This is a genomic window from Mesorhizobium sp. B2-1-3A (assembly GCF_006442655.1).
Classification (GTDB): Bacteria; Pseudomonadota; Alphaproteobacteria; order Rhizobiales; family Rhizobiaceae; genus Mesorhizobium.
The window spans coordinates 921842-934655 of sequence record NZ_VFWK01000002.1 but is presented as its reverse complement, the minus strand read 5'-3'; the positions used below and the strand labels follow the sequence as shown (position 1 = coordinate 934655).

The 12814-nt window shown below is 66.3% G+C and carries 13 protein-coding genes; 7 read left to right on the top strand and 6 right to left on the bottom strand.

Features of this window, described 5'->3' with window-relative positions; all coding sequences use genetic code 11:
- Complete coding sequence (gene add, locus FJ977_RS11105) at positions 1-993, bottom strand: adenosine deaminase (RefSeq protein WP_140771250.1); 993 nt, start codon at positions 991-993, stop codon at positions 1-3.
- Between the two features lie 123 nt (positions 994-1116).
- On the bottom strand, positions 1117-1821 hold the full coding sequence (locus FJ977_RS11100; RefSeq protein WP_140771248.1) for an SDR family oxidoreductase: 705 nt from the start codon (positions 1819-1821) through the stop codon (positions 1117-1119).
- A gap of 127 nt (positions 1822-1948) precedes the next feature.
- On the opposite strand from FJ977_RS11100, the gene gcvA reads away from it, so the two are divergent.
- Entirely contained in the window at positions 1949-2848 is a 900-nt protein-coding gene (gene gcvA / locus FJ977_RS11095; RefSeq protein WP_140771247.1) for a transcriptional regulator GcvA, read from the top strand.
- 48 nt (positions 2849-2896) lie between these two features.
- Here the strand turns inward: gcvA and FJ977_RS11090 are convergent, their stop codons facing one another.
- Positions 2897-3514, bottom strand: coding sequence for an XRE family transcriptional regulator (locus FJ977_RS11090; protein ID WP_140771245.1), 618 nt, complete (start codon positions 3512-3514; stop codon positions 2897-2899).
- Positions 3515-3649: 135 nt separating this feature from the next.
- On the opposite strand from FJ977_RS11090, the gene FJ977_RS11085 reads away from it, so the two are divergent.
- From FJ977_RS11085 to FJ977_RS11070, 4 genes are all read left to right on the top strand, one after another.
- The gene (locus FJ977_RS11085) at positions 3650-4783 is read left to right on the top strand and encodes an FAD-binding oxidoreductase (RefSeq protein ID WP_140771243.1); all 1134 of its coding nucleotides are present in this window, start codon (positions 3650-3652) and stop codon (positions 4781-4783) included.
- A 49-nt stretch (positions 4784-4832) separates the two neighbouring features.
- Positions 4833-6437 carry an ABC transporter substrate-binding protein gene (locus FJ977_RS11080; protein ID WP_140771242.1) on the top strand — a complete coding sequence of 535 codons (1605 nt, stop codon included), beginning with the start codon at positions 4833-4835 and terminating at the stop codon, positions 6435-6437.
- 84 nt (positions 6438-6521) lie between these two features.
- Positions 6522-7622 carry a serine hydrolase domain-containing protein gene (locus tag FJ977_RS11075; RefSeq protein ID WP_140771240.1) on the top strand — a complete coding sequence of 367 codons (1101 nt, stop codon included), beginning with the start codon at positions 6522-6524 and terminating at the stop codon, positions 7620-7622.
- A gap of 130 nt (positions 7623-7752) precedes the next feature.
- The gene (locus FJ977_RS11070; RefSeq protein ID WP_140771238.1) at positions 7753-8436 is read left to right on the top strand and encodes a YoaK family protein; all 684 of its coding nucleotides are present in this window, start codon (positions 7753-7755) and stop codon (positions 8434-8436) included.
- Between the two features lie 2 nt (positions 8437-8438).
- Here the strand turns inward: FJ977_RS11070 and FJ977_RS11065 are convergent, their stop codons facing one another.
- Positions 8439-9158: a 3-keto-5-aminohexanoate cleavage protein gene (locus tag FJ977_RS11065; RefSeq protein WP_140771237.1), complete on the bottom strand. Its 720-nt coding sequence runs from the start codon at positions 9156-9158 to the stop codon at positions 8439-8441.
- A gap of 187 nt (positions 9159-9345) precedes the next feature.
- Between FJ977_RS11065 and FJ977_RS11060 the strand changes: the two genes are divergently transcribed.
- The gene (locus FJ977_RS11060; RefSeq protein ID WP_181179755.1) at positions 9346-9540 is read left to right on the top strand and encodes a hypothetical protein; all 195 of its coding nucleotides are present in this window, start codon (positions 9346-9348) and stop codon (positions 9538-9540) included.
- Between the two features lie 15 nt (positions 9541-9555).
- Here the strand turns inward: FJ977_RS11060 and FJ977_RS11055 are convergent, their stop codons facing one another.
- Complete coding sequence (locus tag FJ977_RS11055) at positions 9556-11649, bottom strand: EAL domain-containing protein (RefSeq protein ID WP_140771235.1); 2094 nt, start codon at positions 11647-11649, stop codon at positions 9556-9558.
- Positions 11650-11789: 140 nt separating this feature from the next.
- Positions 11790-11885 carry a putative RiPP precursor gene (locus FJ977_RS11050; RefSeq protein WP_181179753.1) on the bottom strand — a complete coding sequence of 32 codons (96 nt, stop codon included), beginning with the start codon at positions 11883-11885 and terminating at the stop codon, positions 11790-11792.
- A 304-nt stretch (positions 11886-12189) separates the two neighbouring features.
- On the opposite strand from FJ977_RS11050, the gene FJ977_RS11045 reads away from it, so the two are divergent.
- On the top strand, positions 12190-12639 hold the full coding sequence (locus FJ977_RS11045) for an ester cyclase (protein ID WP_140771233.1): 450 nt from the start codon (positions 12190-12192) through the stop codon (positions 12637-12639).
- Positions 12640-12814 lie beyond the last annotated feature (175 nt).

Here is a 12814-nt window from a genome sequence, read left to right as displayed (position 1 = left end):
CTAGCTTCGCCAGGCCGCCAGATCGGCCAGGATCCGTGCCTTCAGCGCGGGGTCGGCGTAGCTCGCCTGCACCGATGTCGCGGCGAGCTGGCGGATGGTTTCGTCGTCCCAGGCGAAGGCCTCCGCGCAAGCGGCGTAGGATGCCTCAAGCGTGGTGTCGAGCAGTGCCGGATCGTCGGTGTTGATGGAGACCGGGACACCGGCCTTGCGCAGGGCGTCGAGCGGATGTTGCGCCAGCGAGGGATAGACGCCGAGCGCCAGGTTGGAGACCGGACAGATGCCGAGCGGAATCTGTCTTTGCGCCAGCAAGTCGACAAGGTCCGGATCCTCGATCGCCCGCACGCCGTGGTCGATGCGGTCGGCACCGAGCAGCTCGATTGCGTCGCGAACGCCTTCCGGCCCGCTCGACTCGCCGGCGTGAACCGTGCGCCGCAAACCCGCCGCGCCGGCACGGCGAAACGCCTCGGCGAAGCGTGGGCCGGTGCGGCCGGCAGCCGCTTCGTTGCCGTCGATCGACAAGGCAGCGACACGGCCGTGCCTGATGTCGATCAGCAGCTCCACCAGCTCGATCGCTTCCGCCGCCGACTGGGTGCGAAGCAGGCTGACGCAAAGCCCGACCGGCGGGTGCCCATCCTGTTCGGCGGCCGCGAAACCCGCATCGAACGCGTCGATCATCCCCGGAACGTCTTTGTGCCAGTGCGGCCAGTGCGTCGGGTTGACGATGACGTCGGCGTAGCGCACGCCGCTTCGGCCCATGCGCTGCGCGAACTTGTAGGCCGTGGTCGCGAGCTGCTCGCGCGTGCGAAAAGTCCCGCACAACCAGTCGAGCATCTCGAGAAAACTCTTGAGGTCATGGACTTCGAACAGCCTGTCGCGCGGCGCGCGCAACGCAATGCCGGCTTCCTCGCAGTTCCTGACCACATCGTCGGCCTCGAAGCAGCCCTCGATATGGATGTGCACTTCGGCTTTCGGCAGTCCGATGAAGTCGGTCAATGACGCCTCCCCTCTTGGCCGGCACCATCAAACCATGAAACTGTCGCTGTCGGTTTCAAGAAATGATTGAAAGTACTGCGCACGAGCCGCGAGACTGGCGGCGCCTGGCCCCAGGCCGGCGCCTCACAGCGCCCGGATGACACCCCCATCGACACGAATGTTCTGGCCGGTGATATAGCCCGCACCCTCCGATGCCAGGAAGGCGATGGTCGCGGCGATCTCCTCCGATGTGCCGTAGCGCTGCATCGGCACGTTGTCGCGGCGCTCCTCGGTGGCCGGCAGGCTGTCGATCCAGCCGGGCAGCACATTGTTCATGCGCACATTGTCGGCGGCGTAGGTGTTGGCGAAGATCTTGGTGTAGGCGGCAAGACCGGCCCGGAACACGGCCGAGGTCGGGAACATCGCATTCGGCTCGGCGACCCAGGCGGTCGAGATGTTGATGATGGCGCCGCCCTTCTGCTTGACCATTTGCGGCGCCACGATGCGCACCGGCCTGATCACGTTGAGCAGATAGACATCCATGCCGGTATGCCATTGCTCGTCCGTGATCTCCAGGATCGGCGCGCGCGGGCCGTGACCGCCGCTGTTGACCAGCACGTCGATGCGGCCAAAACGCTCCAGCGTCAGGTCGACGAGGCGCTGCAGATCGTCATTCGACTGGTTGGAGCCGGTGACGCCGAGCCCGCCCAATTCCTTGGCCAGCGCCTCGCCCTTGCCCGACGAGGACAGGATGGCGACCTTGAACCCGTCCGCCGCCAAGCGCTTGGCCGCCGCCGCCCCCATGCCGCTGCCGCCGGCCACGACCACAGCCACTTTTTCTACACTCATTGGATTTTCCTCTTCGGGTTGGCGAGAGCCGCAAACGGTGTTTTCGGGATCCGAGCGCTGATATAGCTGGTTTTTCCGCTTGGTTCGAACCAGAATGCCTGAAATCAACCAGTAGAAAAACTCCTGCATGCCCGAAGCCTTCCTGAGCCTGCCGCCGCTGAATGCGCTGCGCGCCTTCGAGGCCTCGGCGCGCCATCTCAACTTCCGCATCGCCGCCGAGGAGCTGAACGTTACCCAAGGGGCGGTGGCCCAGCACATTCGCGGGCTGGAGGCCGATCTCGGCACGAAACTGTTCGAGCGGTTGCCACGCGGGCTGGCGCTGACCGATGAGGGCCGCGCCTATGTGCCCAACATCCGCCGCGCCTTCGACCTGATCTCGGAGGCGACCTTGCTTCTACGCCCCGAACCGGCGCGGCTGACGATCAGCGTGACCCCGAGCTTCGCCACCAAATGGCTGATCCCCAGGCTGCAGGACTTCATGGCCGACAATCCGCTGGTCGACCTGCGCGTTCTGGCCAGCGAAAGCCTGTCGAGCTTCCAGGCCGACGGCGTCGACATCGCGGTGCGGCAAGGCCGCGCCCCCTTCGGCCCAGGCCTGATCGTCGACCTGTTGTTTCCCCAGCAGATCATCGCCGTCTGCAGCCCGGCTCTGCTGCCGGCCGGCACAACCGAAATCGCGGCGACCGAAATCCAGCATCACGTCCTGCTGCACGACGCGCACAATCTGTGGCCGGAATTCATGGAAAAAGCGGTCGGCCTGAAGATGACGACCGAGTTGAAACGCATGCGCTTCAACCAGACCGGGCTCGCCATCGACGCGGCCCTCGCCGGCCAGGGCATAGCGCTGGCCAGCCGCTTCCTCGTCGCCGCCGACCTCGCCGCCGGCCGGCTGATCCAGCCGGTGCATGGCGAGATGCGCGGCACGCAGGATTTTTATGTCGTGATGCCAAGAAAACAGCGCCATCCCGAACCGACGCAGGCCGTCCGGCAATGGCTGCTGGATGCGGGGGAAAGGCCGCCCGTGTAGATCAACAAGGGCGTTGGGCTCCGCATTGGAACGTGCGCAGCAGCCCCCCTACCCCTCCACAGTCTCCAGCACGCTCAGCAGAGTGCCTTCCATGTCGGGCTCGTCGCCGGAACACACGCACAGCATCTCGGCGTCACCCTCGCCCACCGAGAGGTAGGCGTGGCCCATGGTGGAATCGATGTAGACGCTGTCGCCCTCCTTGAGCCGCACCGGCGCGTACTGGTCGGTGTGGAGTTCGATCTCGCCCTTGAGCACGATCAGGAACTCCTCGCCGGCATGCCGGGTCAGCGGGCCGAACTCCTCCGGCGTGCGGGCGCGCGCATAGGCGCGGATCGGCACCATGCGTTTGCGCACCAGGTCGGTGGCCAGATACCGGTAGTCGTAGTTGCGGGTCAGCTGGCGCAGCGTGTTGGCCGGCGAGGTCACCGAGCGGCGCGTGCGCGACGCCGGCTGCTTGCGGTCGCCGCTGAGCAGCTCCGTCACATGGATGCCGAGCCCCTCGCAGATCTGCAAGAGCTTGTCGTAGCTCAGCGACATCTGGTCGTTCTCGACCTTGGACAGCGTCGACACCGCGACGCCGGTGAGCGTGCTGACCTCCTGCAAGGTCCAGCCATGCGTCTTTCTCAGCGCCCGCAGACAATCACCGAGGTTCGGTTGCTCCGACATTGTCAGCTCCATGGCGCGGCCATCCGTCGCTCGTTTGCTCTAGGTAGTCGAACTCCCGGTCGCCATCAACAACACCAACAATTTTCTTATACGCTAAATATTGACTGGATACGAAAACATTTTTACGACTGGTGGATGCAGTCGAAGTCTCCCAAAAAAATCGTCGTCATCGGTGGTGGTATTGCCGGCCTGTCGCTGGCCGCGGCCGTGCGGGACTGGGCAGAAGTCATCGTCATCGAGCGTGAGCCGCATCTGGGCTACCACGCCAGCGGCCGCTCCGCCGCTCTGTTCACCGAGACCTATGGCAACCGGTTGGTGCGCGGGCTGACGCTGGCCAGCCGGGAGGCCATCGTCGAGGGCGGGTTCGTCGCCCACCGGCGTGGGGCCCTGCATGTCGGCTGGCGCGGCGACGACGCGGCGATAGACCGGCTGGCCGGCGAATTGCAGGCGCTGGTGCCGAGCGTGCGCCGCCTCTCCGCGGCCGAACTCCACGCCCTGGTTCCGGTCATTGCCACGGAGGCCACCTGCGGCGGCGTCTATGAGCCGGACGCGGTGGATGTCGACACGGGCAAGATGCTGGGGTCAAGCGCCTCGGCGCTGAAGGCCGGCGGCGGCATCATCCGCACCGGCGAGGAAGTCCGCGAGATCGGCCATGCCGGAGACGGCTTCCATATCATCACCAGTGCCGGCGAGCATCGGGCCGACATCGTCGTCAATGCCGCCGGCGCCTGGGTCGATGTCGTCGCCGGCCTTGCCGGGCTCTCCGGCCTTGGCTTCCAGCCGAAACGGCGCACCGCCTTCCTGTTCGACCCGCCCGCGGGCACCGATATTGCCGGCTGGCCGCTGGTGGTCGATTTGCACGAACAATTCTACTTCAAGCCCGATGCCGGCAGGCTGATCGGCTCGCTGGCCGACGAAACGGACTCCGAGCCTTGTGACGCCTGGCCCGAAGACATCGATGTCGCCATCGCTGTCGACCGCATCGAGCAGGCGACGTCGATGCGCATCGGCCGGCCCTCGACGCCGTGGGCGGGCCTGCGCACCTTCGCGCCCGACCGCACGCCGGTCGCCGGCTTCGACCCCCGCCTGCCCGGCTTCTTCTGGCTCGGCGGCCAGGGCGGCTACGGCTTCCAGGTGTCGCTGACGCTGGCCAGGCTGAGCTCGGCGCTGATGCGCGGCGATCCCCTGCCTGCGGATGTCACCGCGCTCGGCGTCACCGTCGCGGCGCTGGCGCCCGACCGTTTCCTCGTCCCGGCGGCAACGCCATGAAGTTCATGCCCTTCCCTCAACCCCGAAAGTGTCATCAGGAGCGTTTGCGATGAAATCCCCCGTTCTGCGCGCAGTGCTTGCCTCGACCCTTCTGGCCTCGTCCGTCCTGCTCGGCGGGCAGGCCTACGCCAAGACGCTGGTCTATTGTTCGGAAGCCAATCCGGAGACCTTCAACCCGGCGATCGGCATCGCCGATTCCACCATGGACGCCGCCGCCAAGACGATCTTCAACCGGCTGGTCGAATTCAAGCCGGGCACGACGGAGGTCGGGCCGGCGCTGGCCGAAAGCTGGGATGTCTCACCGGACGGCAAGACCTACACCTTCCACCTGCGCCACGGCGTGAAATTCCAGTCGAACGAGCATTTCACCCCGACGCGTGATTTCGACGCCGACGACGTGCTCTACACCTTCAACCGCCAGCGCGATGCCAACAATCCCTACCACAAGCTCGGCGGCGGCACTTACGAGTACTTCAATGCGCTCGGCATGGGCACGCTCATCGACAAGATCGACAAGGTCGACGACTACACCGTGCGCTTCACGCTGACCGCTGCCAACGTCACCTTCCTGGCCGGGCTGGCGCTCGACTATCTCTCTATCCTGTCACTGGAGCAGACCGAAAAGATGGTGGCGGCCGGCACGCCGGAGCTGATCGACAGCCAGCCGGTCGGCACCGGCCCATTCATGCTCGAGGCCTATGTGCCCGACAGCCAGGTCCGTTATACCGCCAACAAGGATTACTGGCGCGGCGCGCCGAAGATCGACACGCTGGTCTTCGCCATCACGCCCGAGCCGACCACCCGCGTCGAGCGCATCAAGGCCAATGAATGCCAGGTCGCCGCCCCGCCGCCGCCAAGCGCGGTGGCCGACCTGCGCACCGATCCCGACATCACGGTGCTCGACCTCAAGGGCCAGAACATCGGTATCCTCGGCTTCAATGTCGAACACCAGCCGCTGGGCGATGTGCGCGTGCGCACCGCGCTGGCCAAGGCCATCGACCGCAAGGCGATCGTCGAGGCCGTCTATGCCGGCGCGGGCACGGTGGCCGGCAGCGTCGTACCGCCGGCGCAGCTCGGTGCCGTCACCGATGCGGGCATCGACTATGATCCCGATGGCGCCAAGAAGCTGCTGAAGGAAGCCGGCCACGAAAACGGGCTGAAGATCAGCCTGTGGGCGATGCCGGTGTCGCGCCCCTACAATCCCAACGCCAAGCGCATGGCCGAGATGATCCAGGCCGACTGGGCCAAGGTGGGTGTCCAGTCGGAGATCGTCAGCTTCGAATGGGGTGAATACCTCAAGCGCACCGCGGCGGGCGAGCAGGACACCTTCCTGCTCGGCGGCAGCAGCGACAATGGCGATCCCGACAACATGCTGAGCTATCTCCTGTCCTGTGACGGCGTGAAGGGCGGCTCCAACCGCTCGCGCTGGTGCGACAAGGATTTCGAGAAGCTGCTGAACGAAGGCCGCGTCGCCGCCGACCAGAAGGAACGCGCCGCGATCTACGGCAAGGCGCAGGCCATCCTGAAGGCGGAAGTGCCGGTGGCCCCGATCGCCCATTCCATGGTCGCGATCCCGATCCGCAAGAGCGTGCTCAACTACGTGCTCGACCCCTTCGGCCGGCAGAATTTTGCCGCGGTCGACATAGCGGAATAAGGCCCGGCTCCTCGTGGTCCATTCCTCGGCAGGATGGACCACGACATCCATGAAACCAGCAATTTAGCGGCGAAAGCAGAATCGATGCGTGAGAATTTGAACGCCCTCCTCGACACCTACCTCGCCGATGGCGCGGTAGGCGCCTCGCTGGCCTATGCGCGAAACGGCGCGACGCCAACCGCCCTCACATCGGGGCTTTCCGACCGGCAAAGCGGCGCCGGCGTCACATCGGACCAACTGTTCAAGATCGGCAGTTGCACCAAGACCTTCGTCGCGGCGGCACTGGTCAAGCTCGCCGAGACCGGCAAGCTCGATCTCGGCGCGCCGATCTCCGCCTGGTTTCCGGACCTGCCGGGAGCCCGGGATATTTCGGTGCGCCAGCTGATCAACCACCGCAGCGGGCTGCCGGAATTCGAATATTACATTCCGATGGACCCGAGCCGGCGATGGACGCCGCAGCAACTGGTCGACATCGCCTTCGCCTCCGACAAGCAGAAGGCCCCGGGCGGTCCGGCCGTCTACAACAACACCGGCTATGTGCTGGCCGGCATGGTGATCGAGGCCGTCACCGGCCAGTCGCTGGGCGCCTATGTCAGAAGCGCGATCCTGCAGCCGCTCGGCCTGAAAAACACCTGGTCGCCGGCGACCGAAGCCTTTCCGGAAAAATCGATGGTGCGCGGCTATTACCACCGGCCGCCGCCGGCGCCGAACGCGCCCACCGACATCGCTTCGGGCGGCGAGATGTGGCGCATGGATGGCGTTCTGCCCTATTCCGACGCCTTGCAGGATTCCTCCGATTCCTTCCCCTTCGGCGCCGCCTATGGCTGCGGCGACATGGTGGCGACCCCGTCCGACATGGTGGGCTTCATGCGCGGCCTGTTTTCCGGCGGGCTGCTGTCGCCGCACTTCTTCGCGGAGATGTTCGAACACCGCGTGCCGGCGAGCTTCCCCGGCACACGCATGCGCGAAACCGGCGCCGGCATGTTCCAGAGCGCCTATGCCGACCGCGCCTTCTACGGCCACCAGGGCAGCATTCCTGGCTATGTCGCCGTCATGCTGCATGACCCGGAAACGGATCTCACCATCGCCATGACCAGCAATGTCGGCTCCGGCAACCGCCTCTCCTTCCAGGCCAGCGGCCTGCATCCGGTGGTCGATCAGGCGATCCGGATTATTCTGGAGTAGCAATCTGGGCGGACGCCTAGCCGGACGTCCAGTAAAGGTACCGTGCTCGTGACGGCAAGGCCCCTAACGGAGGTGGATTGCCGCGCGGGGATATGAGACGCTGCCTGATCCCCGGACGCGAGATGCCGCCATGAAGCCCACCCTGCCGCTGCTGTTGAGCCTCAATGGCGGTTATGTCGACACGGCGGGCTTCCTGGCGCTGCAGGGCCTGTTCACCGCGCATGTGACGGGGAACTTCGTCACGCTGGGCGCCTCGCTGGTGCTCGGCATTTCGGGTGTGCTGGCAAAGCTCCTGGCGCTGCCGGTGTTCTGCATCGTCGTCATCCTGACCCGGCTGGCCGGCGAACATCTGCGCCGGCATGGCCGGCCGGCGCTCGCGCCGCTATTGGGAACCAAACTGGCGCTGCTTGTCATCGGCGCCGCCCTGGCGGTCCGCTTTGGCCCCTTCGCCAGCGGCGACAGCGCGGCCGCGATCTTCACCGGCATGGTGCTGGTCTCCGCCATGGCGATCCAGAACGCGGTGCATCGGGTCCATCTGGCGGCAGCCCCGCCCTCGACGCTGATGACCGGCACCACCACCCAGATCATGATCGACCTCGCCGACCTCATCGGCGGGCTGGCGCCGGAGGCCCGCCCGGCGCTTGTTGCCCGCCTGCGGCGCATGGCGGCGGCAGTCGCCGTGTTCGCCACCGGCTGCGCGGCAGCCGCACTCGGCTTCGCCTTCGTCAATGTCTGGTGCTTCGTCATCCCGCCGGTGATCGCGCTGGCCGCGCTGGTGCTACGGCTCGCGGCGCCGGACGAGACGAGGCAATAGGATCAGCCCCGCGACGAGAAGATCGCCACCGCCGCCGCAACGATTTCGGCATTGTCCTTCGCCACCGTTCCGTCGGCCAGCGTCTTGCCGTCTTCCAGCCCGACCCGCGTCGACCAGCGCCTTTGGCGCGCCAATTCCACGAACGGCCAGACCGTGGCGTCGACGCCATGCAGCAGGATCGGCCGCCGCATCTCGGCGCGTTCGAGCGCGGCGCCGATGCCTCGAGCCTCGTCGAGCGCCGCCGCCAGGTCCTGTATGTCGATCTCGATCAGGATGCGCAGCACCCGGCTACGGTCGGCAAGCGCCACGAAGCGCTCGGCATCCTCTGTCGTGGCAAGCCCGGCCTCGATGCCGACGCCGCGCTGGCGCAACAGCTCCATCACGGCGGGCGCGTCCGCCTCCGACAGATTGACAGAAGCATAGTCGGGCAGCTCGCGCCAGCCGGCGATCGCCGCGCGGGTCCGACCGGCATCATTTTCGATCCAGGCGCCGGTCGACACGCCGACAAGCGTGCCCGGGCAAGCCCGGCGCACCGCCAGCACCGTCGCATCGACGGCGGCCAGGCTTTCGCGCCCGTCGGCGCCGCGCGGATGGATGTGCAGTTCGCCGGCGCCGGCGGCGACGCAGGCCGCGGCATCGCTTGCCATGGCCTGCACATCGAGCGGCAGTTTCGGGTGGAAATCGCGCCGACGCGCGCCGTTGATGCAGGCCTGGACGATCATGAATGTCACCTCGGGAAAAGAAGTCTCAGTCTAGCCGTGCGGGCAGGCAGGGCAAAGAGTTGCGCGGTGTCTCTCCTGACAGCGCGGCAAGGTCCGGCGGCATTTGAATAAAAAACGCCTGTGGATATTTACCCAGCGTTCCGGCGGGCAAGCCAAGATAAATTAGGGCGGGATCATGGAGGGACCATTGACCAGCGATTTTTCAGCCGCCCGCATCCATCTCGAACGCGCCTATCACTATCTGCGCGGCAATGACGAGACAAGCCGCTCGACATGCGAGGCCCTCGACCTCCTCATCGAGACGGTGGCGGAAGCCCAGCACAGGCGGCCCGAGACCGGAGTGCTGGACTTTCCTCAGGTGACGATGCGGCACCCCAGCTGATGTAAGCGACAGGCATCAGGACGCCTTGCGGGCACCGCTTGCCGGCCCGGCCGCACGTGCCACGATCTGCTCCAGCGGTTCGGGCCGGTGCAGCAGGAAGCCCTGGCCGAAATCGACGCCCATTGCCTGCAGGATGCCGAGCGTCTCGGCCTGCTCGATCTTCTCGGCCACGACGGCGCAGCCGACGCTGCGGGCAATGCCTGATATGGCCGAAACGATCTCGCGGTCGAAGCGGCTCTCGGCGATGTGCTCGATGAAGGACCCATCGATCTTGATGGCATCGACCGGAAAACGCCTGAGATATTCGAACGAACTCATGCCGGCGCCGAAATCGTCGAGGCTGACCTTGCAGCGGCGCTCGCGCGCCTTGCGCACGAACGTCTCGGCGGCGTCGAAATTGGTGACGGCGGCGGTTTCGGTGATCTCGAACCCGATGCCGGAATGCGGCGCTCCGGTTTGCTCGATGATGCTGTCGACGAAGTCCCACAGCCCCGGATCGCTCAGCGTCTGCGCCGACAGGTTGAAGCCGAGCGTGATCGCGCCGGACTTCATGGCCGCGCCGTGCTGCGAGAGCGCGGTGCGGATGATCCAGCGATCGAGCCTGGCGGCAATGCCGAAGCGCTCGGCCGCCGGTATGAATTCGCTGGGCGGGATCAGCTTGCCGGCGCGCCCGGCAAGCCGCGCCAGCACCTCGACATGGCGGCTTTCCTGCCAGGGCCGGCCCAACCGGTGGATCTCCTGACCGAACAGTTTCAGCCGGCCGTCCTCCATGGCGTCGACCGTATCGGCGGCGAGCCGTGCCGCGTTGAGGCCGCCCGAAGCGGCCTCGGCCGAAAACACCGCGAAACGGTCGCGCCCGGCGGCCTTGGCCGCGTAGCAGGCATCGTCGGCGCAGGCCAGCGCGTCGGCAACCGTGGTGGCTCGGTCATCGACGATCGCGATGCCGATGCTCGCCGCGAGCCGGCGCGAGGTCACGGCGAGGCCGAGATCGGCGCCGCGCACGGCCGCCAGGATGGCGCCGGCCAGCCGCTCGGCCTGTGCGGCGTCGCAATGGGGGACCAGCAGGGCGAACTCGTCGCCGCCCAGCCGCGCCGCATGCGCCGATGGCGGCAGGCAGCGGCCGATGCCCGCCGCCACGCTCTTCAGCGCGAGATCGCCGGCGGCGTGGCCGGCGAAGTCGTTGAGCGCCTTGAAGTAGTCGAGATCGACATAGAACACCGCCAGCGGCATGCCCGTGGCGATATGGTCGGCAAGCAGCCTGTCGAAGGCGGCGCGGTTCCACAGGCCTGTCAGCGCATCGTGACGCGCGGCGAAGGCAAGCTCCTGCTCGCGCAGCTTGTCCTCGGTGATGTCGCGCACCGTGCCGAGGACCTGGCCGGCAGCGCCCGCGGCGGCGACGAAACGCACCAGCGATTCGATATGGCGGATCTCGCCGTCGCGCTTGATGATGCGGTATTGCGAGGCGGTGACGCCCTCCGATCCGGGTGCCGGCTGGTGCGCGCGTTCCGTGGCTTCCTTGTCATCGGGGTGCAGAAAGCTGTGCCAGAGGTCGGCGGGCACCTCGTCGGCATCGGCGGCGACGCCGAATATGGCCCTGGTGCGGGCGTCCCAATAGCTCTTGTGGGTAGCGATGTCGTAGTGCCAGATGCCGGTGCCGCTGGCGGCGAGCGCCAGGCGGAAGCGCATGGTGACCTGTTCGAGCGCGGCTTCGGCAGCCTTCTGCTTCGAGATGTCGGTCTGCACGCCCATCAGCCGCACCGGCCGCCCGTCCGTGCCGCGCTCGACGATGCCACCGCGATCGAGCACCCACACCCAATGCCCCTGCTTGTGCTTCAGCCTGAGTTCGGTCTCGATGGTATCGGTCAGCCCGGCGATGTGGCGGTCGCCACTGGCCAGCGCCCGCTCGCGATCTTCGGGATGGGTGAGTCGCAGCCACAGGTCGCTGGCGTTGGCGAGTTCATCTTCCCCGTAACCCAGCATTCGTGCCCAGGTCGCCGAATAGAAGCAGTCGCCGCTGCGAAGATCCCAGTCCCAGACGCCAAGATGGGCGCGTTCCAGGGCCTTGGCCCAGAACGCTCCATTGCGACTTTTCTTACCCTGACGCGCCATAGTCTGTTTCGCTTGCCCCACCGACGGGCAATCTGCGGCAAGACCAGAGAAGAAACAGTTACCGGAGCGGCGGAATGCCATGTCTGGAAGGTCAGCGGCCCATCAAGGCGCCCACGCTGCTTGCCGCAAGGGGCGGCCCGTCAACTTTCCTCGACCGTTGACACGCCGCTGGCCGCCGTCACGCCGGACAGCTTTTCGCGCTTTTCGAGCCTCGGCTCTTCGTAGGTCTTCGTCATCGCCAGTTCCTTCTCCAGTGCCCTTTCGCCGCTCAAGTCCATCCGGGGCCAGGTGGGCAGGCTTGGGCCCGGCGGAACAGAGTTTGGCCTGGGCCGCCCTGTCCAGGTCCCGGATACCGACGCCCTCCCGGTCTTTCGATTGGGCGACAAGAAGCGGAGTTTTGTCGCCGGCCAATGGTCCTAGTGATCGCACGAGGCCGCCCATCCCGGCGATCTCGAGAGAAGCAGCCGCCCGGCAGCCATCGGCCGAATGCGCCCACGCCTTGGGGAAAACGGCATGCACGACAACAAAGAGGACCCTCCCATGACCAAACAGGAAGACAACAAGGCCGTCGTCGTCAGATGGTTCACCGATTTCTGGGGTGAAACCTGCGATCTCAGCGTCGTCGACGACATCGCCGCGCCCGACATGCTGCTCAAATATTCCTTGCATGAGCCGCGCCGGGGCCGCGACGACATCAAGGCCTTCATGACCGATTTCCGCGCCGCCTTCCCGGATCTCAACTTCTGGGCCACCGCCGATCTCATCGCCGAGGGCGACTATGTCGTCGGCCAGTGGGAGGGCGGCGGCACGCATACCGGGCCGGCCTTCGGCGATTTCCTCGCCGGTTCGCTGCCCGCCGCCACCGGCCGCGCCATGCGCTTCACCGGCACCACGGTGCTGAAGGTGATCGGCGGCAGGATCGTCGAGGAGATCGGTCTCGACGACGGCGTCGCGGCGCTGACCCAGCTCGGCCTGATCAAGGCCGCCTGATCGGCGGGGCCATCGCCGCCAGGGCAATTCCAGGAAAAATGTGAAACGGTTTTCCCACAGGAATTGCGTAAAAACAAACAGTTAGAGCAGTTCGCCGTTTCCGTGAAATGGTGAACTGCTCCAGGCGGCGGCCCCTAGGTCGAAGCCGGCAGCCGTTCGGGGCGTTCGGAAGCGG

Excerpts from the sequence above, each read along its gene's own strand:
- FJ977_RS11100 (WP_140771248.1), bottom strand. The coding sequence starts at position 1,821 with ATGAGTGTAGAAAAAGTGGCTGTGGTCGTGGCCGGCGGCAGCGGCATG.
- gcvA (WP_140771247.1), top strand. The coding sequence starts at position 1,949 with ATGCCCGAAGCCTTCCTGAGCCTGCCGCCGCTGAATGCGCTGCGCGCC.
- FJ977_RS11090 (WP_140771245.1), bottom strand. The coding sequence starts at position 3,514 with ATGTCGGAGCAACCGAACCTCGGTGATTGTCTGCGGGCGCTGAGAAAG.
- FJ977_RS11085 (WP_140771243.1), top strand. The coding sequence starts at position 3,650 with ATGCAGTCGAAGTCTCCCAAAAAAATCGTCGTCATCGGTGGTGGTATT.
- FJ977_RS11080 (WP_140771242.1), top strand. The coding sequence starts at position 4,833 with ATGAAATCCCCCGTTCTGCGCGCAGTGCTTGCCTCGACCCTTCTGGCC.
- FJ977_RS11075 (WP_140771240.1), top strand. The coding sequence starts at position 6,522 with ATGCGTGAGAATTTGAACGCCCTCCTCGACACCTACCTCGCCGATGGC.
- FJ977_RS11070 (WP_140771238.1), top strand. The coding sequence starts at position 7,753 with ATGAAGCCCACCCTGCCGCTGCTGTTGAGCCTCAATGGCGGTTATGTC.
- FJ977_RS11065 (WP_140771237.1), bottom strand. The coding sequence starts at position 9,158 with ATGATCGTCCAGGCCTGCATCAACGGCGCGCGTCGGCGCGATTTCCAC.
- FJ977_RS11055 (WP_140771235.1), bottom strand. The coding sequence starts at position 11,649 with ATGGCGCGTCAGGGTAAGAAAAGTCGCAATGGAGCGTTCTGGGCCAAG.
- FJ977_RS11050 (WP_181179753.1), bottom strand. The coding sequence starts at position 11,885 with ATGACGAAGACCTACGAAGAGCCGAGGCTCGAAAAGCGCGAAAAGCTG.
- FJ977_RS11045 (WP_140771233.1), top strand. The coding sequence starts at position 12,190 with ATGACCAAACAGGAAGACAACAAGGCCGTCGTCGTCAGATGGTTCACC.